This is a genomic window from Streptomyces sp. NBC_01235 (genome assembly GCF_035989285.1).
In the GTDB taxonomy this organism is placed as follows: domain Bacteria; phylum Actinomycetota; class Actinomycetes; order Streptomycetales; family Streptomycetaceae; genus Streptomyces.
The window spans coordinates 10,129,020-10,152,873 of record NZ_CP108513.1 but is presented as its reverse complement, the minus strand read 5'-3'; the positions used below and the strand labels follow the sequence as shown (position 1 = coordinate 10,152,873).

The 23,854-nt window shown below is 72.2% G+C and carries 27 protein-coding genes; 12 read left to right on the top strand and 15 right to left on the bottom strand.

What is annotated here, in order from left to right:
* Positions 1–356: 356 nt before the first annotated feature.
* Both OG289_RS45610 and OG289_RS45605 read right to left on the bottom strand, forming a co-directional pair.
* The gene (locus OG289_RS45610) at positions 357–2,348 is read right to left on the bottom strand and encodes a ricin-type beta-trefoil lectin domain protein (protein WP_327319900.1); all 1,992 of its coding nucleotides are present in this window, start codon (positions 2,346–2,348) and stop codon (positions 357–359) included.
* 314 nt (positions 2,349–2,662) lie between these two features.
* Positions 2,663–3,673 (bottom strand): helix-turn-helix domain-containing protein, encoded by a 1,011-nt coding sequence (locus OG289_RS45605; protein WP_327319899.1) that lies wholly within the window; start codon positions 3,671–3,673, stop codon positions 2,663–2,665.
* Positions 3,674–3,733: 60 nt separating this feature from the next.
* Here OG289_RS45605 and OG289_RS45600 point away from each other — a divergent pair, with 60 nt between their 5' ends.
* Positions 3,734–4,537 carry a phytanoyl-CoA dioxygenase family protein gene (locus OG289_RS45600; protein WP_327319898.1) on the top strand — a complete coding sequence of 268 codons (804 nt, stop codon included), beginning with the start codon at positions 3,734–3,736 and terminating at the stop codon, positions 4,535–4,537.
* Positions 4,538–4,643: 106 nt separating this feature from the next.
* Here the strand turns inward: OG289_RS45600 and OG289_RS45595 are convergent, their stop codons facing one another.
* Positions 4,644–5,612 carry an aldo/keto reductase gene (locus OG289_RS45595; RefSeq protein ID WP_327319897.1) on the bottom strand — a complete coding sequence of 323 codons (969 nt, stop codon included), beginning with the start codon at positions 5,610–5,612 and terminating at the stop codon, positions 4,644–4,646.
* A gap of 22 nt (positions 5,613–5,634) precedes the next feature.
* Between OG289_RS45595 and OG289_RS45590 the strand changes: the two genes are divergently transcribed.
* Entirely contained in the window at positions 5,635–6,621 is a 987-nt protein-coding gene (locus OG289_RS45590) for an MBL fold metallo-hydrolase (protein WP_327319896.1), read from the top strand.
* Position 6,622: 1 nt separating this feature from the next.
* Here OG289_RS45590 and OG289_RS45585 read toward each other — a convergent pair whose 3' ends face one another.
* Both OG289_RS45585 and OG289_RS45580 read right to left on the bottom strand, forming a co-directional pair.
* Positions 6,623–7,138 (bottom strand): flavoprotein, encoded by a 516-nt coding sequence (locus OG289_RS45585; RefSeq protein WP_327319895.1) that lies wholly within the window; start codon positions 7,136–7,138, stop codon positions 6,623–6,625.
* 9 nt (positions 7,139–7,147) lie between these two features.
* On the bottom strand, positions 7,148–7,606 hold the full coding sequence (locus OG289_RS45580; RefSeq protein ID WP_327320998.1) for a nuclear transport factor 2 family protein: 459 nt from the start codon (positions 7,604–7,606) through the stop codon (positions 7,148–7,150).
* Positions 7,607–7,733: 127 nt separating this feature from the next.
* Between OG289_RS45580 and OG289_RS45575 the strand changes: the two genes are divergently transcribed.
* Positions 7,734–8,279, top strand: coding sequence for a TetR/AcrR family transcriptional regulator (locus OG289_RS45575; protein ID WP_327319894.1), 546 nt, complete (start codon positions 7,734–7,736; stop codon positions 8,277–8,279).
* Between the two features lie 286 nt (positions 8,280–8,565).
* On the opposite strand, the gene OG289_RS45570 is transcribed toward OG289_RS45575, so the two are convergent.
* Both OG289_RS45570 and OG289_RS45565 read right to left on the bottom strand, forming a co-directional pair.
* A complete protein-coding gene (locus OG289_RS45570; RefSeq protein ID WP_327319893.1) occupies positions 8,566–8,766 on the bottom strand; it encodes a ferredoxin in 201 nt (66 codons plus the stop codon).
* Positions 8,767–8,778: 12 nt separating this feature from the next.
* Positions 8,779–10,005, bottom strand: a complete 1,227-nt coding sequence (locus OG289_RS45565; RefSeq protein ID WP_327319892.1) for a cytochrome P450 — start codon at positions 10,003–10,005, stop codon at positions 8,779–8,781.
* A gap of 401 nt (positions 10,006–10,406) precedes the next feature.
* Here OG289_RS45565 and OG289_RS45560 point away from each other — a divergent pair, with 401 nt between their 5' ends.
* Both OG289_RS45560 and OG289_RS45555 read left to right on the top strand, forming a co-directional pair.
* Positions 10,407–11,030, top strand: coding sequence for a LysE family transporter (locus tag OG289_RS45560; protein ID WP_327319891.1), 624 nt, complete (start codon positions 10,407–10,409; stop codon positions 11,028–11,030).
* A gap of 149 nt (positions 11,031–11,179) precedes the next feature.
* Positions 11,180–11,629 (top strand): nitroreductase family deazaflavin-dependent oxidoreductase, encoded by a 450-nt coding sequence (locus OG289_RS45555; RefSeq protein ID WP_327319890.1) that lies wholly within the window; start codon positions 11,180–11,182, stop codon positions 11,627–11,629.
* Positions 11,630–11,782: 153 nt separating this feature from the next.
* Here the strand turns inward: OG289_RS45555 and OG289_RS45550 are convergent, their stop codons facing one another.
* Positions 11,783–12,775 carry a cation diffusion facilitator family transporter gene (locus OG289_RS45550; protein WP_327319889.1) on the bottom strand — a complete coding sequence of 331 codons (993 nt, stop codon included), beginning with the start codon at positions 12,773–12,775 and terminating at the stop codon, positions 11,783–11,785.
* A gap of 106 nt (positions 12,776–12,881) precedes the next feature.
* On the opposite strand from OG289_RS45550, the gene OG289_RS45545 reads away from it, so the two are divergent.
* Positions 12,882–13,901, top strand: a complete 1,020-nt coding sequence (locus OG289_RS45545; protein WP_327319888.1) for a glutathione S-transferase family protein — start codon at positions 12,882–12,884, stop codon at positions 13,899–13,901.
* 53 nt (positions 13,902–13,954) lie between these two features.
* On the top strand, positions 13,955–14,251 hold the full coding sequence (locus OG289_RS45540; protein WP_327319887.1) for a DUF4235 domain-containing protein: 297 nt from the start codon (positions 13,955–13,957) through the stop codon (positions 14,249–14,251).
* A 383-nt stretch (positions 14,252–14,634) separates the two neighbouring features.
* On the opposite strand, the gene OG289_RS45535 is transcribed toward OG289_RS45540, so the two are convergent.
* The 3 genes from OG289_RS45535 to OG289_RS45525 form a co-directional block, all read right to left on the bottom strand.
* The gene (locus tag OG289_RS45535; RefSeq protein WP_327319885.1) at positions 14,635–15,027 is read right to left on the bottom strand and encodes a VOC family protein; all 393 of its coding nucleotides are present in this window, start codon (positions 15,025–15,027) and stop codon (positions 14,635–14,637) included.
* Positions 15,028–15,100: 73 nt separating this feature from the next.
* Positions 15,101–15,565 (bottom strand): pyridoxamine 5'-phosphate oxidase family protein, encoded by a 465-nt coding sequence (locus OG289_RS45530; protein ID WP_327319884.1) that lies wholly within the window; start codon positions 15,563–15,565, stop codon positions 15,101–15,103.
* Positions 15,566–15,630: 65 nt separating this feature from the next.
* The gene (locus tag OG289_RS45525) at positions 15,631–16,122 is read right to left on the bottom strand and encodes a GNAT family N-acetyltransferase (RefSeq protein ID WP_327319883.1); all 492 of its coding nucleotides are present in this window, start codon (positions 16,120–16,122) and stop codon (positions 15,631–15,633) included.
* A gap of 92 nt (positions 16,123–16,214) precedes the next feature.
* Here OG289_RS45525 and OG289_RS45520 point away from each other — a divergent pair, with 92 nt between their 5' ends.
* Together OG289_RS45520 and OG289_RS45515 are read left to right on the top strand one after the other, a co-directional pair.
* Positions 16,215–16,577 carry a DUF1304 domain-containing protein gene (locus OG289_RS45520; protein ID WP_327319882.1) on the top strand — a complete coding sequence of 121 codons (363 nt, stop codon included), beginning with the start codon at positions 16,215–16,217 and terminating at the stop codon, positions 16,575–16,577.
* Positions 16,574–17,137 (top strand): TetR/AcrR family transcriptional regulator, encoded by a 564-nt coding sequence (locus tag OG289_RS45515; protein ID WP_327319881.1) that lies wholly within the window; start codon positions 16,574–16,576, stop codon positions 17,135–17,137. Before OG289_RS45520 ends, OG289_RS45515 begins: the two co-directional genes overlap by 4 nt.
* A gap of 7 nt (positions 17,138–17,144) precedes the next feature.
* Here the strand turns inward: OG289_RS45515 and OG289_RS45510 are convergent, their stop codons facing one another.
* Together OG289_RS45510 and OG289_RS45505 are read right to left on the bottom strand one after the other, a co-directional pair.
* Positions 17,145–17,996 (bottom strand): hypothetical protein, encoded by an 852-nt coding sequence (locus OG289_RS45510; protein WP_327319880.1) that lies wholly within the window; start codon positions 17,994–17,996, stop codon positions 17,145–17,147.
* Positions 17,997–18,057: 61 nt separating this feature from the next.
* Complete coding sequence (locus OG289_RS45505; RefSeq protein ID WP_327319879.1) at positions 18,058–19,014, bottom strand: GlxA family transcriptional regulator; 957 nt, start codon at positions 19,012–19,014, stop codon at positions 18,058–18,060.
* A gap of 70 nt (positions 19,015–19,084) precedes the next feature.
* Here OG289_RS45505 and OG289_RS45500 point away from each other — a divergent pair, with 70 nt between their 5' ends.
* On the top strand, positions 19,085–20,053 hold the full coding sequence (locus OG289_RS45500; RefSeq protein WP_327319878.1) for an NADP-dependent oxidoreductase: 969 nt from the start codon (positions 19,085–19,087) through the stop codon (positions 20,051–20,053).
* Positions 20,054–20,060: 7 nt separating this feature from the next.
* Here the strand turns inward: OG289_RS45500 and OG289_RS45495 are convergent, their stop codons facing one another.
* Both OG289_RS45495 and OG289_RS45490 read right to left on the bottom strand, forming a co-directional pair.
* Positions 20,061–21,167 carry an NAD(P)-dependent alcohol dehydrogenase gene (locus OG289_RS45495; RefSeq protein ID WP_327319877.1) on the bottom strand — a complete coding sequence of 369 codons (1,107 nt, stop codon included), beginning with the start codon at positions 21,165–21,167 and terminating at the stop codon, positions 20,061–20,063.
* Positions 21,168–21,211: 44 nt separating this feature from the next.
* Entirely contained in the window at positions 21,212–22,666 is a 1,455-nt protein-coding gene (locus OG289_RS45490; RefSeq protein ID WP_327319876.1) for an aldehyde dehydrogenase family protein, read from the bottom strand.
* Positions 22,667–22,770: 104 nt separating this feature from the next.
* On the opposite strand from OG289_RS45490, the gene OG289_RS45485 reads away from it, so the two are divergent.
* Both OG289_RS45485 and OG289_RS45480 read left to right on the top strand, forming a co-directional pair.
* On the top strand, positions 22,771–23,238 hold the full coding sequence (locus OG289_RS45485) for a MarR family winged helix-turn-helix transcriptional regulator (protein WP_442819041.1): 468 nt from the start codon (positions 22,771–22,773) through the stop codon (positions 23,236–23,238).
* 215 nt (positions 23,239–23,453) lie between these two features.
* Complete coding sequence (locus tag OG289_RS45480) at positions 23,454–23,834, top strand: anti-sigma factor antagonist (RefSeq protein ID WP_327319875.1); 381 nt, start codon at positions 23,454–23,456, stop codon at positions 23,832–23,834.
* Positions 23,835–23,854: the final 20 nt, after the last annotated feature.

The window sequence follows — 23,854 nt, the reverse complement described above, 5'->3', positions numbered from 1 at the left end:
GATGGGCGGGCGCCACCCCACCCCCGCTCCCGGAGATCCCCCTGAACGCCCCGCTCGCCGAAGCGCTGTCCGTCGTCCTGGCGAACCTGATCAACAACCTGCCCGCGGTGCTGGTGCCGCTCGGCGCCCCGGCCGGGACCGGGGCGGTGCTCGCGGTGCTGCTCGGGGTGAACATCGGCCCGAACCGACGTACGCCGGATCGCCGGGCGACGCTGCTGTGGCGGCGCGTGGTGCAGGTCGGGGAGGAGCCGGCCGGGCCGGCGTTCACCCATGCCCACCGTGCCGGAGCCATGCCGGTCCCGGCCGCCGTGGCGCTGTGGGCCTCGCCGAAGGTGGTCGGCGTCCGACCGCTCGGGTCAGCGGCCGCCGCCGAAGCCGGAACCCGAGCCGTAGCCCCCGTATCCGCCGCCGTACCCGGACCCGCCGTAGCCGTACCCGGAGCCTCCGGATGAGCCCGACTGGCCGCCCGGCGAGCAGGAGTACCAGTAGTAGTACGAGCAGGACGTGTTGTTCGAGCCCGAGGAGGAGCTCGTCGGCGGCGTGGCCGTCGGGGTGGCGGACGGCGTCGGCGTGGGCGTCGGGGACTTCGCGGCCCTGGGCGTGGGAGCCGACGCCGGGGTGTCGGAGAGGGTGCTGTCGGCGCCCCAGTTGACGAACTGCATCTGCGGGTCGGGCTGCGAGGTGTCGATCACCCAGCGCTGCGCGGCGCTGTCCACCCGGTTCTTCAGGACGAGGGCGCCCGAACCGTCGGTGGCGGCAGGCGCCAGCGCGAGGTTCTGGCCCGAGCGCGGGACGAGCGTGCCCTGGAGCGTGAAGTCGTACCGGACGTTCTCGGGGTCGGGCTGGGAGGCACCCGCGCAGGGGGCCAGCCGGACCGAGTAGCCGAGGCGGGAGTCGAGGCACAGGTCGGCGTTGGCGGCGCTGCGCAGCAGCCCGTCCGGTGCGTACGTCCACTGCTGGCCGGCCGCGGAGGAGCAGGCGGCGAGTCCGGTCTCGGTGCCGCTGACGGCCTTGGTGCCGACGATGCCGATGCACAGCCCGGAGGCCACGTTGTGCAGCCGGCCGCGCAGGGTGCCCTGGGCGTCCTCGCCCGCACCGATCCAGGACGGGTCGGAGGTGGCCGTGTCCGTCCCGGGGGCCGGGGACTTCGCCGCCCCGCTGTTCGCGACGGGGGCGGCCCCGGTCCCGGAGTCGATGACGGCCCACACCACGAGCGGCAGGACCACCAGTCCGCTCACCGTCAGGACGGCGGCGGTGAGATTGCGGCGGCGGGCGGCGCGGCGGGCCGCCTTCTGCGCCGCGCGACGCGATCCGGGGCGGGAGTCGGTGCCGGGCGCAGACCGGGTGCTGGAGGGGGAGCCGGCCCGCGATCCGATCCGGGAGAGCGCACCCGCTCGCAGTCCGGCGCGGGAGTTCGCGCCGGCCTCGGCCGTGGCGCCGGGCCTCGCGGGAGCGGGGCCGCCCTCGGTGAAGGCCTCGCCCGCATAGCTCGGGGGCCGCTCCGCGGCCGGCTCAGCGCTCTCGCCGGCCACCCTGACCTGCACGTAGGCCGCGGCGGCCCAGCCCAGGATGCCCTCGGCCAGGGCGGCGCCGAGCAGCCCCTCGAACTGCCGCAACTGGTCGGCTGTGTGGGCGCAGTGCCTGCACTGTTCCAGGTGGCCGCGCAGGTCCGGGTCGACGTCGCCTCCGCGACGGCAGGTGACGTCCAGCAGCCGGTGGTAGCGGTGGCACTCGTCGTCGGTGGCGAGTTCGCGGTGCACCTGGAGGCACTCCTCGCGAAGCCGCTCGCGGGCCCGGGCCAGTTCGACGCGGGCGCCGTCGTCCTCCAGGCCCAGCAGACCGGCCGGGACCGCCAGGGGCTCCGCCTCGACCTCGGTGTGCCAGAGCAGACAGCGGGCGGACTGGGGCAGTCGCTGGAACGCCCGGGACAGCGTGCGCCGGTGCACGGGCGGCAGCAGCCGGGCTGCCGCGCGGTCGCCGTCCTCGCCCTCGGAGCGCAGCGCGGGATGCAGCAGGTCACGGCGGCCGTCGGCGTCCCACTCGGCGGCGATGCGGCGCACGGTGACCAGCAGATGGGGGCGCCACGCGGCCGTCGGCCCGTTCTGCCGCAGGGTCTCGCCGAACAGCCTGGTGAAGGCGGCCGTGGTGAGCATGCCTGCCGCGCGCTCACCGTCGGTGCACAGCCGTGCGTAGGCGAAGGCGGCCTCCCAGTGCCGGTCCAGCAGCTCGCCGACGGGATGCGGCGCGGGTGATGCCCCCGTCCACTTCTTCAGCTCCGAGCTCAGCTGTTCGTCCGTCGCGTCGAAGCGGCGCGCCGAAGGGGAATTCGACAGGCCTAGGTCATTCACGGTCTGCGTTCCTTCCGGGGACATGCGGCATTAAGTACATACCATCCGGTATGCGACCCCGCCCACGAAGCGGGATCGACCAGCACAGGGTTCGGCACCTCTGACGTCCACGGCGGGACAGCTCTTTTGAAGCGTGGGGGGTGTGAACGGGAGGCGTCTCGTGCGCACAGGTCAGAAAACGTTGTCCGTGCGCCGACAAGGCACACCTTCGCACAGCCGGACCAGGAGGAACAAGGGATCTCACGGTTTCGTGCATTGCGTGCGGGCCGAAGAATTTTGACGAAACGTCAATCCGGGATCGCCCTCTGGGGTGGTCACTGTATGGGTGTCCTTTTTGGCGTCCCTTTTGAGGTGCCTTTCGGGACGGAAATCGCGTCGCGTATTCCGTCCCGGTACGCGCCCGGCGGTGTCCCGTAGCGGGCGCGGAAGACGCGGCTGAAGTGGAACGCGCTCGCAAAGCCCGAGGCCGTGGCGACACGTTCCACGGGGAGGTCGGTGCCTTCCAACAGCCGTGCGGCATGGCGCAGTCGCGCCTCACGCAGGGCCCGCATCGGGGACTGGCGGACCTGCTCGGCGAACAGGTGGGCGAAACGCGAGGGTGACAGGGCGACCTCCTCGGCGAGCGAGCGCACGGTGTGCGAGGCGCCCGGCTCGGCCGCCATCCGCGCCTGGGCCCGGCGGACGCGGTCGTCGAGGCCCACCCGGGCCGTGGGAGTGCGCGCCGAGGCGGTGGCCAGCAGGACGGCCTCCTCCAGGGCGCACAGGGCGAGTTCGCGGGCGGCTGCGCTCTCGGCCACCACGATCCCGGCGCCGCCGGCCGGCTCTCCGGCGTCGGCCCAGCCGGCGTCGGCCCAGCCGGCGTCGGCCCAGCCGGCGTCGGCCCAGCCGGCGTCGGCCCAGCCGGCGTCGGCCTGCATGCGCCGCCAGGCGGCCTCGACGCGGTCGTGCAGGGCGACCGGGACGGGCCGGGCGAGGTACAGGCCGTCCCCGGTGTCGTACGGGCGGAGCCAGGGTGTCCAGGAGGGGCGGGCCTGGCAGTGGGCCCACCAGAACCGCCAGTGCCGGGCACCGGGTTCGACGCCGTAGGCGTGCGGGACACCGGGCGCGAGCACCACCAGGTCCCCGACGCCCGCCCGCACCTCGCCGCCGCCCTGCCGCAGCCGCCCGCACCCGCCCGTCGTCCAGGTGAACAGCCAGCTGTCCGAACCCCGCGGCCGGTTGACGCCGTACCCCGCGCCCTCGTCGAAGTGACCGACCACCACCAGCCCGGGCGGCGGCGAGGGATCCCCGGACACGGCAGTCCCGGGCAGGTCGTCAGCACGCATGGGCATCCTCCGGTACGCCGTGTCCGGCTCAACATAGGCGGGTCGACCAAGGAGGCACACATGACCGTCCCGGAGATCGGCCTGACCCCGGCCGGGCTGCGACAGTACGAGGAGGACGGCTTCACCGTCGTCCGGGGGCTGTTCGGACCCGACGAAGTCGACCGCCTGCGCGCCGAGTTCGCGGCGCTGCAGGCGGCCGGCGAGCCGGTGCCGGGGCACTTCGAGCCGCGGACCGGTGACGACCCCCTCGACCGCTACCCGAGGGTGATGCACCCGCACGAGATCAGTCCCCTCGCCCGCCAGGTGCTGCTGGACCCGCGGCTTGGGAGCGTGCTGGAGGAGCTGCTCGGCGAGGAGTCGCTGGCCGCGCAGAGCATGTTCTACTTCAAGCCACCGGGCGCCCGGGGTCAGGCGCTGCATCAGGACAACTTCTATCTGCGGGTCGAGCCTGGCACTTGCGTGGCGGCCTGGCTGGCCTGTGACGTGATCGACCGGGAAAACGGCGGCCTGGAGGTCGTACCCGGCACCCACCGGATGGGGCTGTTCTGCCCGGAGGAGGCGGACGCGGAGGTGTCGTTCGCCAGGGAGTACGTTGCGCCGCCGGCGGGACTGTCGGCCGTGCCGGTCGACCTGGCGCCGGGGGATGTCCTGTTCTTCAACGGCAGCCTGGTGCACGGGTCGCAGCCCAACCGGACGGTTGATCGGTTCCGGCGGTCGTTCATCGGGCACTATGTCGGGCGGTCGGCCCGGCGGATCGGGCGGTACTACCGGACCCTGTCGATGGGGGGTGAGCGGGTGCCGCTGGCAGTCAGTGAGGGGGCTGGGCCCTGCGGTACCGAGTTTGCACCGCAAGGCCCGCATTAGGTACTGCGTGGTTGTGCCGTCATGTGGCCGCGGGTCCGTGGGGGCTGGTCGCGCCCACGCGGCGGAGCCGCATACGGATACGGACCCGCACCCCTGGAGAAACGCTTCAGTGGCCCGCGACCGAATGCGCGAGGTAGGGCTGCTGCAACTCCTCCAGTTCCTTTTCGCTCAGGCGTAGTTCGGTCGCCGCCACCGCGTCCTCGATGTGGTGGGGCTTCGCCGCTCCGATGATCGGGGCGGTCACCGTGGGCTGGTGGAGGAGCCAGGCGAGGGCCACCCGGGCGCGGGGGACGCCTCGGTCGGCCGCGATGCGGGTGACCGCCTCGACGATGGTGCGGTCGCCCTCCGGGTAGAGGGTGTTGCCGAAGTCGTCCGTGGAGCTGCGCCCGGTCTCGGTGCCCCAGTCGCGGGTGAGGCGGCCGCGGGCCAGGGGACTCCACGGCAGGACGCCGACGCCCTGGTCCGCGCACAGGGGCAGCATCTCGCGCTCCTCCTCGCGGTAGAGGAGGTTGTAGTGGTTCTGCATCGACACGAACCTGGTCCAGCCGTGCCGCTCGGCCGTGTACTGCATCTTGGAGAACTGCCAGGCGTACATCGAACTCGCCCCGAGGTAACGGACCTTGCCGGCCTTCACCAGGTCGTGCAGCGCCTCCATCGTCTCCTCGACCGGGGTGTGCGGGTCGAAGCGGTGGATCTGGTACAGGTCGACGTAGTCGGTGCCGAGGCGGCTCAGGCTGTGGTCGATCTCGGACAGGATCGCCTTGCGGGACAGGCCACCGCCGTTGGGTCCGGGCCGCATCCGGCCGTGCACCTTCGTCGCGAGCACGATCTCGTCGCGGCGGGCGAAGTCGCGCAGGGCCCTGCCGACGATCTCCTCGCTGGTGCCGTCCGAGTAGACGTTCGCGGTGTCGAAGAAGGTGACCCCGGCGTCCAGGGCCTGCCGGATGAGCGGACGCGACGCCTCCTCGTCGAGCGTCCACTCGTGCGTGCCCCGGTCGGGGAGCCCGTAGGTCATGCAGCCCAGACAGATCCGTGACACGTCCAGACCCGTCGAACCGAGCTTCACGTACTGCATCGTTGCCGCTCCTGACATCGGTGTGGAGTACAAGACTGCAACGGACCGGGTCACCGAGGTCAAGGAGTTCATGGCGCGGCCCTACCTGTTTCCAGGGGCGCCCGGCTGGGAGGATGTCGCCGGCTTCGCCCGCGGCGGGCGCCGGCCCACACGAAGCAGCCGTATGTCCGAGGTGGCCGCGGCCGGCCCGGACCTGTCCGGAAGGGACCACCGCATGACCGAGGTCCGCATCACCCACGTCGGCGGCCCGACCACGCTCATCGAGGTCGCCGGTCGGCGGTTGCTCACGGACCCGACGTTCGACCCGCCCGGCCGCCGCTACGGGTTCGGCTGGGGGACCTCGTCCCGCAAGGTCTCCGGACCGGCCCTGGACGTCGACGAACTCCCCCCGATCGACGCCGTGTTACTCACCCACGACCACCATGCCGACAACCTGGACACGGCGGGGCGCGCCCTGCTGCCCAAGGCCGGCGTCGTCCTCACGACGCCCTCGGGGGCACGCCGGCTGGGCGGCAACGCGCACGGGCTCACCCCGTGGACGACGTGGCGCCTGAACTCCCCCGGCCTGCCCACCATCCAGGTCACCGCCACCCCGGCCCGCCACGGCCCGCCCCTGTCCCACCCGATCGTCGGCGACGTGACCGGCTTCGCCCTGCGCTGGGAGGGCCAGCGGCACGGCGCGCTGTGGATCTCGGGCGACACCGTCCTGTATCCCGGTGTGCGCGAGGTGGCCCGACGACTCGACGTGGGCACGGTCCTGCTGCACCTCGGCGGGGTCGGCTTCCCGCTGTCCGGGCCCGTCCGCTACACGCTCACGGCGCCCCGGGCGGTGGAGCTGTGCCGTGCGCTGCGCCCGCACACCGTGCTCCCGGTGCACTACGAGGGGTGGTCGCACTTTCGGGAGGGCCGGAGCGTCGTCGAGGCCGAGCTGGCGAAGCCGGCGTCCGGCGACCTCGGCGAACGGTTCTGTTGGCTGACTCCCGGCAGCGCGACGGACGTCTCCGTGTGACTCAGCCGAGCAGGTCCAGCGCCCGTTCCCAGCCGAACTCCTCCCCCGCCACACCGTCGTACGGGTATCCGAACCGGACGCCCATCCCGCGCAGGCGTATCAGGCTGTCCTGGTAGGCGGGGTGGCCCGCCAGGGTCTCGTTCACGCAGGGCAGGACCCCGATGGGGACGCCGAGGCCGGACACCTCGCACAGGGTGCCCAGGGCGAGGGTGTCGGCGATCCCGGCCGCCCACTTGTTGATGGTGTTGAAGGTGGCCGGGGCGACGACGACCGCGTCGGGCTCCGGGAACGGCCGCGGATCGCCGGGGCGCCGCCAGGCGGAGCGGATCGGGCGCCCGGTCTGCGCCTCGACGGCGGCGGTGTCGAAGAATCCGTTCATGGCGAGGGGTGTCGCGATGACGCCGACGTGCCACTCCCGCTCCTGCGCTGCGGTGATCAGCCTGCCGACGTCCGCGGCGATGCCCGCGGCGCAGACGACGACGTAGAGAAAGGGCGGCTGCTCGTCCTGTTCGGTCACCCGGGAACCCTACTCAAGCGGGAAGGACAGCCCTCGCTCGGCGTCGGGGCGTGGGCCGTGGATCCGGCGGTCCGCCTCCTCGATCGGCACGTCGTTGATGCTCGCCTCGCGGCGGGTCATCAGCCCGCGCTCGTCGAACTCCCACAGTTCGTTGCCGTAGCTGCGCCACCACCCGTCGGCGGCGCGCGACTCGTACTGGAAGCGGACGGCGATGCGGTGGCCGTCGTGGGCCCACAGGTCCTTGCGGAGCGCGTACTCGTCCTCGCGCGCCCACTTGGCGGTGAGGAACTCCACGATCGCGGCCCGGCCGGTCAGGAAGGTGTCGCGGTTGCGCCAGACCGAGTCCTCGGAGTAGGCGAGCGCGACCTTGTGCGGGTCGCGGGTGTTCCAGGCGTCCTCGGCGGCCTGGACCTTCTGGGCCGCGGTCTCCCGGGTGAAGGGCGGCACGGGCGGGCGGCTGTCGGACATCGAGGTCTCCTCACGCACGGTCATCGGGGTCTCCCCCTACGCGGAGAACGAGCGTTCTCCACTCCTGCTGCTAACGTAGAGAACGCTCGTTCTCCCGTCAAGGAACCCCTGAGGAGCGGTGGTCGCCATGGACAGCGCAACAGCCCGTGAGCAGGCGCTCGACGCCGCGGAGACGTTGTTCTACGGGCGGGGCGTGCAGTCCGTCGGCATGGACGACGTCCGGGCCGCCTCGAGGGTCTCGCTCAAGCGCCTGTACCAGCTGTTCCCGGCCAAGGAGCAGTTGGTGGAGGCCTATCTGGAGCGGCGGGACGTGTGCTGGCGCGGGCGCCTCGCGGAGTCCGTGGCGCGGCAGGAGGACCCCCGGGAGCGGATCCTGGCCGTGTTCGACTGGCTGGAGGGGTGGTTCGGCGAGCCGGACTTCCGGGGGTGCGCCTGGATCAACGCGTACGGCGAGCTGGGTGCCACCTCGGAGCGCGTCGCACACCAGGTACGGGCGCACAAGCGGGCGTTCCGGGACTACCTCGGCGCCCTGGTCGCCGACGCCGGCCTGCCGCCCGCCCTGACCGGCCCCCTGTTCCTGCTGGCGGAGGGCGCGATGGTGACGGCCGGGATCAACGGCGGCACCGCCCCGGCGGCGGAGGCACGCGAGGCGGCACGGCTGCTGTTGGGCTGAGAAGCACCCTGGGGACGGGTGACCGCCGGACCGAGAAGCACCCCACGACAGGTGACCGCCGGACTGGGAAACGCCCCACGACAGGTGACCGCCGGACCGAGAAGCACCCCACGACAGGTGACCGCCGGACCGGGAAACGCCCCGCGACGGGTGACCGCCGGACCGAGAAGCACCCCACGACAGGTGACCGCCGGGCCGGGAAACGCCCCGTGACAGGTGACCGCTGGGCCGGGAAACGCCCCGTGACGGGTGGCCGCCGGACCGAGAAGCGCCCTGGGGGCGGGTGTCAGCCTGCCGTCGCGGACACCTTGATCGCGCCGACGGGACAGGCCCGCGCGGCCTCCTTGACCATCGGGTCGCCGCCGCCGTCCTCCCGGCCGGGCAGCAGGGTGCTGAAGCCGTCGTCGTCCTGGGTGAAGACGCCCGGGGCCGCCAGGGCGCACTGGCCGGCGCCGATGCAGACGTGGGTGTCGATGTCGATGTGCATGGCGGGGGCCCCTTACCAGGTCACGGGGAGGTCCAGCATCCCCTGGATCGCGTCGCCGGGCTTGATGCGGACCTCGTCGGCCGGGACGGCCAGGCGCAGACCGGGAAGCCGTTCGAGGAGGGTGCCCAGCGCGATCTCCAGCTCGGCGCGGGCCAGGTTCTGGCCGAGGCACTGGTGGATGCCGAAGCCGAACGCGACGTGGTGGCGGGCGGAGCGATGCCAGTCGAGGGTGTCCGGGGCGGGGTAGGCGGTCTCGTCGCGGTTGATGACCGAGGTCGAGAAGACCACGCCCTCCCCGGCCCGGATCGTCGTCCCGGCCACCTCGATGTCCTCGGTGGCCTGCCGCAGCAGCCCGTCAGCGATGGACAGCATCCGCGTCAGCTCCTCGACGGCCGTCGGCAGCAGCGACGGGTCGGCGCGCAGTTCGGCCAGCCGCTCGGGGTGCCGGAGCAGGGTGTAGGTGCCGAGGGAGATCATGTTGGCGGTCGTCTCATGGCCCGCGACCAGCAGGATCGCGGCCAGGGATATCGCCTCGTCGCGATCCACCGTGCCCTCGCGCAGCTGCTCGCGGGCCAGGGCGTCGAGGACGCCGTCGCCGGACGGCGCCTCCAGCTTGCGGTCGATCAGCGCGCCGAGGTAGGCGTCGAGCCGGTCGCGCGCGTCGCGCACCTCCTCAGCCACCTGGCTGCGCAACAGCCGTCGCGACTGCTCCTCGAAGAACTCGTGGTCTGCGTAGGGGACACCCAGCAGTTCGCAGATCACCGTGGACGGTACGGGCAGCGCGAAGGCGTTCACGAGCTCCGCGGGCGGCCCCTGCGCGAGCATGGCGTCGATCCGCTCGTCGACGATCCGCTGGATGGCCGGGCGCAGGGCGGTGGCGCGTTTGAGGGTGAATTTGGCGACCAACAGGCGGCGCTGGGCGTGGTGTTCGGGGTCGTCGACGTTGAGCAGGGCGAACCGGCGGTCCTGCAGCGCCTTGGAGCGGGGCGAGATCGCCGGGCAGCCGGGGCGGGTGCGGTCGCTCGACAGACGGGGATCGGAGAGCAGGGCGCGGGCCGCGTCGTGACCGGTGACCAGCCAGGCGGTGCTTCCGTCGTAGAGGGTGACGCGGCCCAGCGGACGCGAAGCACGCAGAGGGTCGTAGGCGGTGGGCGGCTGGTAGGGGCAGGTCCGGTCCTGCGGGAAGGCGACGGACGCCGGACCCCGCGCGACATCCGTCCCACCAGCCACCTCTGCCATCCCTGTCACCTCTGTCATCTCTTTGGTGTAGGTCGTGTCCGTCGTGTCCGTCGTGTCCGTCATGGGTGACCTCGCAGACGAAGAATGCGGCGTGCCGATCTCCATTAGATGCCCTGGGCATCTATAGGACGACGCGCAGTTCGGCCAGATCGACGAATGGGACGATTCGGCCGGAATCATTCGCTCCGGCGTGGCATTCCCGGGCCGGAGGCGGGCTCGGACGGCCGCGGACATGGGCGCCGGCGAGAAAACAGGTTGCCGCCCGCCCGTCGTCGGCCCCAGGATCCGGCCATGTCCACGTGCGATGCCCGCCTGCCGCTGCCGCTGATGTCCGCCGCCGCTCTTCCGGCGCGGGTCCGGCAGCAGCCCGGCCGTCACCGGAGGCGCGACACCGCGCGACCGTGACGGCCGCGCTCGTCGCGGGCCTGGTCGCGGGATACGGCATCGCCGTACCCGTCGGCGCGGTCGCGACCTACCTCGTCTCCCTCACCGCCCGCACATCCCTGCGCACCGGGGTGTGCGCCGCGCTCGGCGTCGCCACCGCGGACGGGATCTACGCCCTGGTCGCCACGGTCGGGGGCGCCGCCGTCGCCGCCGTGCTGCGGCCTGTGCTGACACCGCTGCGCTGGGCCTCGGCCCTGGTCCTGCTGGCGCTGGCGGCGCGGGGCGCGGTGACGGCCGTACGCCAGTACCGGACCCCCCGGCTCAACACCCGTTCCGCGCCGCCCCCGCCGAGCCCGGCCCGGGCCTACCTGAGCCTGCTGGGCATCACCCTCCTCAACCCGACGACCGTGGTCTACTTCACCGCGCTGGTCCTCGGCACCGGCGCCACCGATTCCGTACGGCCCCTGGAACAGGGCGTGTTCGTGACGGCGGCCTTCGTCGCGTCCGCGAGCTGGCAGCTGCTGCTCGCCGGGGGTGGTGCGCTGCTGGGCCGGGTACTGACCGGCCACCGGGGGCGGCTGGTGACGGCACTCGTGTCGAGCGGGGTGATGACGGCGCCGGCCGTGCAGATGATGACGTAGTCGTGCGAGATGTGCCGCGAGACGGATGAATCACGCGGGTACCGGTGTTGAAGCACAGCGCGGGTCGGACGTACGTGACACGGACGGGTCGACGACGCGACGATACGGCGATGCGACGACATGTCGACATGACGAAGGGGACGGATGCCATGCCTCTCGAAGGCGAGTACGAGCCCAGCCCGACGCAGTGGGTGCGCGAGCAGGTGGAGCAGTACGAGCGCTCCGGCGGCACCGAGGGGACGACGCTGCGGGAGACGGGCCTGCCGGTCATCCTGCTGACGACCCGGGGCGCGAAGAGCGGGAAGATCCGCAAGACGCCGCTGATGCGGGTCGAGCACGACGGCCGGTACGCCCTGGTCGCCTCCCAGGGCGGGGCCCCGAAGCACCCCGTCTGGTACCACAACGTCACGTCCGATCCCCAGGTGGAACTCCAGGACGGGCCGCGCAAGCAGGACATGACGGCCCGTGAGGTCACCGGCGCGGAGAAGGCAGAGTGGTGGGAGCGCGCCGTCGCCGCGTTTCCGCCGTACGCCGACTACCAGAAGAAGACGGACCGGGAGATCCCGGTGTTCGTCGTGGAACCGGACGCCGGCAGCTGACCGGAGGAACCCTCCGAGGGTCAGCTGAGCGGAGGAAACCCCCTCCACGGCCACGGATCCACGGACCCGGACCCGGACGAGATCCCTCCGGGAGTTTCGTAGAAAAATCTGCCGCGGGTGCGTATGAACGGGCGCGCACCGGGCACCCGAAGGTCAGGCCCCGCCGCGTTCCCCCGTCGCGGCGGGGCTTTCACGTGTCTCGCGCGCGGGGCGGTCGGTCACGTCGAGGAAGATCCGGTCCGCCTCGGGAACCGTGTGGGCGATCGAGCGCTTGATGCGGACGGCGACCTCCTCGACCCGCTCGCTGTCCAGGCCCGGCATGAGGTCCACGCGAGCCGCCACCAGTGTCGAGTCGAGGCCCGTCTTCATCGTGAACAGCGCCTCCACGCTGTCGATCTCGGGCTGGGCGTCGAGGAGCGCGCGGATCCGCGCCCCGGTCTCGGGGTCGGCGGCCTCGCCGATGAGCTGATCGCGGGCCGTACGGCCGAGTCCGTAGGCGACGTACACGAGCAGCACACCGATCGCCAGCGAGGCACAGGCCTCCCAGACGACCTGTCCGGTGACCATGTGCAGGGCCATGCCGATCGCGGCCAGGGTGACGCCGAGCACCGCCGTGCCGTCCTCGGCGACGACCGTGCGCAGGGCCGGGTCGCGCACGCCCGCGAGGCCGCCGCCCTGCCTGCGCACCTGGTGCAGGGCCCGCAGCAGCGAGACTCCCTCGGCGACGAAGGCGACGCCCAGCACGATCAGGCCCACCACATAGCCGCTGAACTTCTCGTCGGCGCCGGTCCGCAGGGCCTCGACGCCCTGGAAGAAGGAGAAGCAGCCGCCCATGACGAAGATCCCGACGGCGGCGAGCAAGGACCAGAAGAAGCGTTCCTTGCCGTAGCCGAAGGGGTGCTGTTTGTCGGCCGGGCGTCGGCTGCGGCGCAGCGCGGCGAGGAGGAAGACCTCGTTCAGGCTGTCGGCCACGGAGTGCGCCGCCTCCGACAGCAGTGCGGGCGAGCCCGCGACCACGCCCCCCACCGCCTTGGCGACGGCGATGACCAGGTTGGCGGCGAGCGCCACCAGCACGGTGAGACGTGTCCTGTGATCGGCTGTGGGGTCGGTCGTGCGGTCGGTCGTACCGTCGGCTGTACTCACCATCGCCGACTGCCCCGGCCGGTCGGGCTCACACCGTGCCGTCGGCGGAAATCGGGGAACGCGGTCAGCAGGACGTGCACGAGCAGCGCGGTGAGCAGCGGGAGGAACCATGAGCGGCGGGGGCGACGGCAACAGGGCGTACGGACACACGGCGTTCAGGCGGTCCAGGAGTCACTTCACCGACCGGATCACCGCGGACGGCCGGGACGGCTGGCCCGTGGCGGCCGGCCGTTACCGTCTGGTGGTCAGCCGCGCCTGCCCGTGGGCGAGCCGGGCGGTGATCTCCCGGCGGCTCCTGGGGCTGGAGGACGCGCTGTCGATGGCCATCGCCGACCCGATCCAGGACGACCGCAGCTGGCGCTTCACCCTCGACCCGGACGGCCGCGATCCGGTGCTCGGCATCCGGTATCTCGGCGAGGCGTACGACAAGCGGGAAACCGACTACCCCGGCGGGGTCAGCGTGCCGGCGATCGTGGACGTCCCCAGCGGCGAGCTGGTGACCAACGACTACCAGAGGCTCACCCTCGACCTCGCCACCGAGTGGACGGCCCTGCACCGTCCCGGCGCGCCCGACCTCTACCCGGACCGGCTGCGCGACGAGATCGACACGGTCATGGCCGACGTGTACAAGGATGTCAACAACGGGGTGTACCGGGCCGGTTTCGCGAGCGAACAGGGCGAGTACGGGGAGGCGTGCGCGGGCGTCTTCCGGCGTCTGGAGCTGCTGACGGACCGGCTGGCCCGGCAGCGGTATCTGGTCGGCGAGACGATCACCGAGGCGGACATCCGGCTGTTCACCACACTGGTGCGCTTCGACGCCGTCTATCACGGCCACTTCAAGTGCAACCGCTGGAAGGTGACGGAGAACCAGGTCCTGTGGGCATACGTCCGGGACCTCTTCCAGACGCCCGGCTTCGGTGACACCGTCGACTTCGACCACATCAAGCGGCACTACTACCGGGTGCACACCGGCATCAACCCGACCCGGATCGTCCCCCTCGGCCCCGACCTGGCCGGCTGGCACACCCCGCACCACCGCGAGGAACTCGGCGGCCGCCCGTTCGGCGACGGTACCCCGCCCGGCCCGGTGCGCGCCGACGAGGAGGTTCCCGCGGGGGGACGGCCCTGAGACAACCCGTCCGACCCCGTCCGCGCAGCGCAGAGAGAAGGAGTGAGGCACCCGTGGCCAAGAAGAAGAAACTCCCCCTTGTCTACCAGCCCGTCGGCTTCGTGCTGGGCTGGGCGAGCGGCGCCCTGGCCGGGCTCGCGTTCCGCAAGGCATGGAAGGCGATACGACACGAGGACGACGCCCCCGACGCTCTGGACCGGGACCGCGGCTGGGGCGAGATCCTGCTGGCCGCCGCGGTCCAGGGCGCGATCTTCGCAGCGGCCCGCAGCGCCGCCGACCGCACCGGCGCCAAGGCGATAGAACGGTCCACAGGAATCTGGCCGGCCAAGGAGAAGGGCGGCCGGGACTGAGCGCCCGCGAACGGCGCGGGGCAGCAGGGAGACGGGGGGCCGTCGGCAGGGAAGGCGGTGGGTCGTCGGCAGAGGAGGCGGCCCGCCGGGCGGCCGGTGAACCGTCGACGGGCCGGGCGGCCGGTCCGCGGTCGGCGGACCACACAGCCGGTGAACCGTCGACGGGCCGGGCGGCCGGTCGGCCGTCGACGGACCACACAGCCGGTCGGCCGTCGACGGACCACACAGCCGGTGAACCGTCGGCGGGCCGGGCAGCCGGTGGGCCGTCGACGGGCCGGGCGGCCGGTCAGCCGTCGGTGGGCCGGGCGGCCGGTGGGCCCGGGACCGGTGGCTGCCGCGTTGTCGGCTCCTGGGACAACGCGGCGGCACGGTGCGCCCCGGTCTCATCCCTGTTTCGGTGCCGTGGAAGGCTCGAGGCGGAGGGTGAACGAGTGACCCGACGGGTCGGCGTAGCCTCGTTCCTCCTGGGGGCCGGGGGCGCCCTTGGTCTCCAGGGGGCGGCCGCCCAGGCCCACGATCCTGCGTTCCACCTCGTCGAGGTCGTCGACGAGGAAGTCCAGGTGGGCCTGGAGCGCGTTCTCGGGGCGCGGCCAGCTCGGCGGGGTCGCGTTCACGTCACGCCGGAAGGCCAGGCGGGTGCCGTCGGCGCCCCTGATCTCCACGCGGTTGGCGGTCGTGTCGGTCTCCTCGGCGTCCAGCAGCCCCTTGTAGAACTCGGCGAGCTTCTCCGGTTCGGCACAGTCGAGCACCACGACGCCCGCTTTCACCAATGCCATGTCCTGTTCTCCTCCGCGAAATCCGGGCGGGGGCGAGCGCGTCCCGTCCCCGAACCTTGCGGATACCCCCGTTTCAGTCGGCCACCAGCCACTCCCCGTCCCGCATCAGCTCGCGCCCCTGGAGCTCGTCGGCCTCACGCCAGGCCTGGATCCGGCCCGGGAGGACACGGAAGTACAGGTAGGGCGCGGACAGTTCGCGCGGATCGAAGCCGGTCTTGCCCGCGAAGATCTCGGCGTCCTCCTCCGGCAACTCGGCGGGCGGCACGGCGACGGCCGTCCCCTCGATCATCACGACGTCCCGGGTCGGTCCGACGCCGACCCGCGCGACGCCGGTGGCCAGCAGGTTGCGGCCGGTGGGGCTGGTGGCGGGGGTGGCGAAGAGGAGAGTCGCGCCGTCCCAGACGTAGGAGAGCGGGACCAGGTAGGGGGCCGCGCCGTTCTCGGCGGCCGTGGCCACCCATGCGTCCACATCGTGTTCCAGCCGGTGAAGGGTGTCGAGCTTGCGCTGCTTCGCGAGGCGTGCGGGTGCTGGCGTCATGTCTCCAGTGTGGCCTCCACCTGCCCGTTCTCGCCTTGTTTTTCGCCCGCCGCCCCGGACGACCGTCAGAGGGAGCGACGGAGGGTGACGGTGCGCGGGGTGAAGCCGTGGCGTTCGTAGAAGCGGATGGCGTCGGCGTTGTCCGTGTAGGCCGTCACCTCGGTCTGACCGGCGCCGTGTTCGGCGGCCCAGGCGAGGAAGGCCTCGACGAGTCGCGCCCCGGCGCCGTCCCCGCGGTGGGCGGGGCGGACGTACACGCTCATGAGGGTGGCGGACCGCACCGGCCGCATGGGCGAGGGCTCGGTGACCGACCCCATCAGGTGGCCGACCACCTGTCCGTCGCGCTCGAGGACGAGGACGAGGCGGGACCCGTCTTCGAGGGCGGCCGCGAAGGACGCTTCGCCGTGTCGGCGCGGCCAGTCCACGTCGACGCTCGGGTCGCGGGTGCCCGCATCCTCGGCGAAGAGTCCGGCACTGGAGGCGACGAGCCCCGGTATGTCCTGCGTGCGGGCCACGCGCACGGTCACTTCTCGGTCGGTCACCTCTTGATCAGTCATGTCCCGCAGGCTAGCGGCCCCCTCTGACAGCTGGACTTCTTGGACAGGTGTCCCGCTATAGTGGACACCTGTCCAAGAAGTTGAGGGAGACCATGGAAATCCTGGCGAACGTGCTCGTCGTGCTGGTGGCCGCGCTGCATCTCTACATCCTGGTGATGGAGATGTTCCTGTGGCAGAAGAAGCCGGGGATGTCGTTCCACGGCCTCGACGCGGAGATGGCGAAGCGGACCGCCGCGATGGCCGCCAACCAGGGGCTCTACAACGGTTTCCTCGCGGCGGGCCTGGTGTGGGGGCTGATCGCCGCCGACCCGACCGGGTTCCGGGCGCAGGTGTTCTTCCTGTCCTGCGTGATCGTCGCGGGCGTGTACGGCGCGGTCACGGCGAACCGCCGGATCCTGGTGGCGCAGGCCCTGCCCGGCGCGCTCGCCCTGGCCGCCGTCCTGATCGCGCAGTGACGCGCGCCGAGCCCGAGGACCCGCGGGCGGCCCGCACCCGGGCGAGGCTGCGTACCGCACTGCTTCAGGAGTGTGCCGAGCGGCCGCTGGAGGAGGTCGGCGTGGCCGCGCTGGTGCGGCGGGCCGGTGTCGGGCGGGCCACCTTCTACGTGCACTATGCCGACCTGGAGGCCCTCGCCGTCGACGCCTGCGCCGACGTCGTACGGGAGGCCGTGGAGGCGCTGCACGCCTGGCAGGGGCGGCCGGACCCGGTCCGGGCACCGGCCGCGCTGGCGGAGTTCTTCGGCTCGCTGGCCCCGCACGCCGCGCTGTACCGCACCCTGCTGGCGCCGGGCGGCGGCGGGCCGCTCGGCCGGGTGCTGCACCGGGACCTGCGGGCCTACAGTCTGCGCGAGCGCGAGCGGGCGGGCGCGGCGGACGCCCCGCTGGTGGCCTCCGCCGTCGCCGCCACCTTCGCCGGCGTGCTGGCCGACTGGCTGCACGGCGATCTCGACGGCACGCCCGGTGAGATCGCCGACCAGGTGTGGCAGTTGCTCGTCGCGCTGCACGCGAGCCGCTGAGCGGCCCTCACGCGCAGGCCACCATCTCCTTCGCCAGCGGCCAGGCCTCGACGCCGTCGGACGTGCGGACGTAGGCCGTCGTGCGGTCGTCCGTCAGCCACAACTGCCAGTCCCGGTAGCGGTATCCGGTGTCGTGCGCATCGGCGGGCATGCGGACGTCGCCGTCGTACGGGGAGGTGAGGAGGTCGCCTTCGAGCACACCGTCGGGGTCGCGGACGTACTGCCGGTGGTCCTTGGCCGGGCCCATCCCCAGGAAGTGCGCCTTCTGCCAGCCGCAGTGCTCCGCGCCGGCGTAACTGCTCAGTGTCGTGGTCGTCACCCGCTTCCCGTTGCGGTCGGTCCAGATCTCCTGGTCGCCGGAGTCGGTGACGCTCGCGGGGAGTTCGGCCGGATCACAGGAGGCGTTGGTCTCCGGGCCCCAACCCGGCCTGTTCTTCTGGTCCTTGGCGACGACCACCGCCACCTTCGTCCGGCCGCCGACGTCGTAGGAGTACAGGACGCGGTCGGTCTCCTCGCGCTCCACACGGAATCCGGAGCGCGGACCTGACGGCTCGAACATGTCGAAGTAGAGCCTCAGCCCGTCCTCGGGCGTGTCACCGCCGTCGTGCTCGCTCCACCCGTCGGGCCCGCCGCCCCAGGAGATCTCCCCCTCGCACTCCAGCGCCCGGCCCGCGGCACCCGACGCGATGAGCGTGGCCTCCGGGGTGTCCTCGTCCAGCTGCCTGGTGGGGATGTTCAGCGGGCCGCTGTACGGCGTCGCCGCGGGCGCGCCGTCGACGATCACGTCCCTGTCGTCCTCGGCGCCGCATCCCGCGGCAGCCAGCAGCGCCGCCGTCACCGCGACGAGCCCTCTGCGCATGTCCGTCCCCATTCCGTCGACCGTTCCTGCGCCACTTCGACGCCGCAGCGGACCGCAACGTTCAGCGGGCCGTCTGGAACGTCCTGCGGTATGCCTGCGGGGAGACCCCGATGGCCGCGTGCAGGTGCTGGCGCAGTGAGGCGCCGGTGGCGAAGCCGACGCGGCCGGCGATCTGGTCGACGGAGAGGTCGCTGGCCTCCAGCAGGTGCCGGGCGTGCACGACGCGCTGCTGGATCAGCCAGCGGCCGGGGCTGAGGCCCACCTCGTCGTGGAAGCGGCGGGCGAAGGTGCGCAGGCTCATCCGGGCGTGTGCGGCGAGGTCGGCCAGGGTGAGGGGTTCGTCGAGGCGCTCCAGGGCCCAGGCGCGGGTGGCCGCCGTGCTCGCCGCGCCGGTCTCGGGGACCGGCTGTTCGATGTACTGGGCCTGGCCTCCGTCGCGGAACGGCGGGACCACGCAGCGGCGGGCCACCTTGTTGGCGAGTTCGCTGCCGTGGTCCCTGCGGACGAGATGCAGGCAGACGTCGACACCGGAGGCCGCGCCCGCCGAGGTCAGCACGCGGCCGTCGTCGACGAAGAGGACGTCCGGGTCGAGGTCGACCTGCGGGTACCTGCGGCGGAACTTCTCGGTGACGTGCCAGTGGGTGGTGGCCCGGCGGCCGTCGAGAAGGCCGGCGGCGGCGAGGACGAAGGCGGCGGTGCAGATGGAGACGATGCGCGCGTCGGGCCGGATCCGGGCGAGGGCCTCGGCGACGCCGTCCGGCAGCTCGTCGGTGACCCGCTCGGGTGCCACGGGGGCGACGACGACCGTGTCGGCCGTGGCCAGCGCCTCGGGGCCGTGCTCGACACCGATCGTGAAGTCGGCGTTCGTGCGCACCGGACGGCCGTCGACCGTGCAGGTCAGGGTCTCGTAGTTGCCGTCGGCCGCGCCGAAGATGCGGCTCGGGATGCCGAGCTCGAAGGGGTAGACGCCGTCGAGGGCGAGGACGACCACACGGTGCGTGCGCTGCTTGCCAGCCATGGCACGATCCTATCGAAGGTTGGCAATCATGCCATTTCTCGGGCGGGTGCGGCCGGGCAGGCTGGTCACCATGAGCAATACGAAGCGCGTGAACACGGTGAACACCATGCGTGTCATCAGCCAGGACGTCCTCGGCGGTCCCGAGGTGCTGAAGGAAGTGGAGGTGGAGCGGCCCGCCCCGCGCCAGAACGAGGTGCTGGTCCGGGTGCGCGCCGCCGGAGTCAACCCGACCGACTGGAAGCACCGCGCCATGGGCGGCCGCCTGGGCGACCCGCCCTTCGTCCTCGGCTGGGACGTGTCCGGAACCGTCGAGGCGGTCGGCCATGGCGTGGCCACTTTCAAGCCGGGCGACGCGGTCTTCGGCATGCTGCCGTACCCGTGGGGCCACGGCTCGCACGCCGAGTACGCCATCGCCCCGGTCCGCACCCTGTGGCACAAGCCGGCCGGGATCGACCATGTCCAGGCGGGCGCGCTGCCGCTGGTCTCGCTCACGGCCTGGCAGGCCCTGGTGGAGAACGCCGATCTCCAGGCCGGGCAGCGGGTGCTGATCCACGCGGCCGCGGGCGGTGTGGGGCACGTGGCCGTGCAGATCGCCAAGGCGCGCGGCGCGTATGTGATCGGCACGGCGAGCGCGGGCAAGCACGGCTTCCTGCGGGAACTCGGCGCCGACGAGGTGATCGACTACCGGGAGACCGACTTCACCGAGGCGGTGAAGGACGTCGACGTGGTTCTGGACACCCTCGGCGGGGAAACCTCCGTGCGGTCCCTGCGGGTGCTGCGGCCGGGCGGGATCGTGGTGTCGATCCTGCCGGTGAGTTCGGACGCGTTCTACGAGGAGGCCGAGCAGCTCGGCGTCCGGGCGGTGTGGGTGCTGGTGGACGCCGACCGGGCCGGGATGCGGGCGATCGCGGAACTGGTCGAGGCGGGCAAGCTGCGCGCCACGATCGCGGGAACGTTCCCGCTGGCCGATGCCGCCGAGGCGCACAGGCTCGGCGACACCGGCCGGACCACCGGAAAGCTGGTCCTCACGGTCGACTGACGGGCGGTCAGAACGTCAGCACGGGCTTGATGGTCTTGCCCGCCGTCATGTCCCGCACCGCCTGGTCGATGTCGGCGAACGCGTAGGTGCCGATCAGGCGGTCCAGCGGGAGCCGTCCTTCCTTGACGAGCTTGACGAGCGCCGGGATGAAGCTCTGCGTCTCGGCGTCGCCGAGGGTGAGACCGACGACCTGCTTGCCGCCCAGCAGTCCGTTGACGTCCAGGGCGACCTCGGTGCCGAAGGGCGGTGCGCCCACGACGACGAGGGTGCCGCGGGCGGCGAGCGCGTCGACGCCCTGCCGCAGTACGGCCGTGCTGCCCGTGGTCTCCACGATGCCGTCGGCGCCCTGCCCGCCGGTGATCTCCGCGATGGCCTCCCCGAGAGCGGCCTGGCCGGCGTCGACGGTGTGGGTGGCGCCCAACTCCTTGGCCAGTGCGAGGCGTTCGGCGACCTTGTCGACGGCGATGATCGTGGTGGCCGGGGTGAGCGCGGCCGCCATGACCGCGGACAGGCCGACGGCTCCGGCGCCCAGGACGACGATCGTGCTGCCGTTCGCCGGCTTCAGCACGTTCCAGACCGCGCCCACGCCGGTCTGGACTCCGCAGCCCAGCGGGGCGATCGACGCCAGCGGTACCTCCGGGTCGACCTTGACCAGGCTGCGTTCGTCGACCAGCGCCCGCTCGGCGAACGACGACTGGCCGAAGAAGTGGCCGCCGAGGGCCTCGCCGTCCCGGCTGATCGTGCTGGTGCCGTCGGCGCGGCGCCCGCCGATGAGGTTCAGCGGCAGCCAGGTCGCACAGTAGGCGGGGTGGCCGCCGTGGCAGTTGCGGCAGTCGCCGCAGGAGGTGAAGGACAGCACGACATGGTCGCCGGGGGCGACCCCGGTGACGGCCGAACCGACCGCCTCCACGACTCCCGCGCCCTCGTGGCCGAGGACTCCGGGCAGCGGGAAGGGCAGTCCGCCGCTCGCCACGCCGAGGTCGGTGTGACACACCCCGGCCGCCACCAGGCGGACCAGCGCCTCGTGCGGTGCGGGGTCGTCGAGGACGACGTCGGAGAGGGTGAAGGGGGCTCCGCCGGACTCGACGACGGCGGCGCGTGTGGTGGTGGACATCGGTTGAACTCCCTTTGTTCCTACAGGTGTTCCTACAGGCGCGTTCAGTCGAGCGAGACGACGACGGACTTGACCTTGGTGTACGAGTGGAGCGCCTCGGGGCCGTACTCGCGGCCGAAGCCGGAGTCCTTGACGCCGCCGAAGGGGACGGCCGGGTCGAGCATCGCCCAGTCGTTGACCCAGACGATGCCGGCCTGGAGGCGGTCGGCGACGCGGTGGGCGCGGGCCAGGTTGCCGGTCTGGACGCCCGAAGCCAGTCCGTACGGCGTGGAGTTGGCCAGGGCCACTGCCTCGTCCTCGGTGTCGAAGGGCTGGACGGTGAGGACCGGGCCGAAGATCTCCTCCTGCACGACACGGGAGTCGTTGGCGAGGTCGGCGATGACGGTCGGCTTGTAGTAGTAGCCGCCGTCGAGGTCGAGGCGCTCGCCGCCGCAGACGATGCGGGCGCCCTCCTTGCGGGCGAGGTCGACGTACTCCTCGACCTTGCGCAGGTGCTTCTCCCCCGCCATCGGGCCGACGACGGTCTCCACCTGCCGGGGGTCGCCGACGGGCACGCCCGGGACGGCCTCGGCGAGGATGTTCAGCAGGGTGCTGTAGACCGGGCGGGCCACCAGCAGACGCGGGCCGCCCATGCAGAACTGGCCGGTGTTGAAGACGAAGCCCTTGATGACCGCGCCGACGGCCTTCTCCAGGTCGGCGTCCTCGAAGACGATGTGCGCCGCGTTGCCGCCGAGTTCCATGGTGACCGGCTTGAGGTTCTCGCCCGCGATGCTCGCGGCGTGCCGACCGATCGCGGTGGAGCCGGTGAAGGCGATCTTGTCGACGCCGGGGTGCCGCAGCAGCGCCTCTCCGGCGACCGGCCCGCTGCCGGTGACGACGTTGACGACGCCGTCCGGAACGCCGGCCCGCTGGAGCAGTCCCGCCATGTAGAGGGCGCTGAGCGGGGTCTCGTCGGCGGGCTTGTGCACGACCGTGTTGCCGGCGGCGAGGGCCGGGGCGATCTTGGATCCGGCCAGGATCAGCGGGAAGTTGAACGGGGTGATGGCGGCGACCACACCGATCGGTCCCCGCTTGGTGTAGGCGAGGGCGTTCATGGGGGTGTCGCGGTTCGCGCCGTCCAGGGAGAAGGCGAGGGACGCGAAGTACTCGTAGTCGTTGGCCGCGTTGGTGACGTCCACGGCGTGGGCCAGTGTGATCGGCTTGCCGACGTCGAGGCTCTCCAGCCGGGCGATCTCGTCGGCCTCCGCACGGATCAGCTCCGCCACCCGGAGCAGGACGCGGCCGCGCTCCCGGCCGCTCAGGCCGGACCACTGTCCGGCGTCGAAGGCCTCCCGCGCGGCCCGCACCGCCGCGTCCACGTCGGCGGCGCCCGCCTCCGCGACGGTGGTGACGACCGCGCCCCGGGACGGGTCGACCACCTCGGTCCGCGCTCCGTCCGCGGCCTCGCGCCACTGTCCCCCGATGAACAGTCGACCGGGGTCGATCTCGAAGGTGGTCATCACCACTCCTCAGCATCGTCGCCAAGATTTCAACCAACAGGATTCCTGTTGGTCCGCAGTCTCATTACAGACAGGTTTCCTGTCAATGGTCTACGCTCGGACTCATGGTCGGCACCCAGACAACCAAGGCAGCAGCGTCCGCACCTCAGCCCCACAGGGCGACCCCGTCCCTGCTCTACATGGTGAAGCAGGTGGAGCTGGTCGTGCGATCCCACCTGGACGAGCTGGTCAAGCCGTCCGGGATCACGGCGCTGCAGTACACGGCACTCACCGTGCTGGAGCGGCACGACGGCCTGTCGGCCGCCCAGCTGGCCCGGGACTCCTTCGTCACCGCCCAGTCCATCGCCGACCTGGTGCGCTCCCTGGAGGGGCGCGGCCTGATCCGCCGCGAGCGCAATCCGCGCAACCGGCGCGAGCTGCTGATCCTGCTCACCGAGGAGGGGCGGGAGCTGCTGGAGCGGCACGCCGGGCCGGTGCGGGAGCTGGAGGAGCGTATGGTGCGGGAGCTCACGGCCCACCAGACGGAGCAGTTCCGCACAGCTCTCTCCAAGGCGTGGCACGCGCTGTCGTAGGGCTCCACCCACCCGTTCGCGCACCCCTTCGCGCACCCCTTCGTTCACGACGCGAAAAAACTCGGACACTGCCGGTTGCATTTCGAAGACATATGTCAATCGAACATGCTGGAATTCACCCCATCGGGGGTAACTTGCTGAGGCGGGGAACTGCTGCTTGCTCCCCGGCCGTTGGAGGCTCCCGACCGGTGGAGCGGGTTGGAGGCGATGTCGTCGTGCAGCAGGAACCCACGGCGGACACCCCGCACCTGCACGTCCGCCGGGACCGGGGGTACACGGTGCTGGAGTTCCGCGGTGAGATCGACATCGTCGCGGCCACGGAGATCGGCCCGCACCTCGACGACGCGACCGCCGGTCCCGCCCCGCGCATCGTGATCGACCTGACCCGGATCGAGTTCTTCGACTGCTCCGGGCTGCGGCTGCTGTACCGGGCGCGCGACCGGGTCCTCGGCCACGGCGGGCAGCTGCATCTCGTCTGCGCCCATCCGCTCACCCTGCGGATCCTGCGGGCCACCGGGCTGTCCCGGCTGCTGCCGCCCGCCACGACGCTGGACGCGGCCCTGGAACGGCCCGAGGCCACGTCCGGCACGTTATGACAGCGCCCCGAAGCGCCACC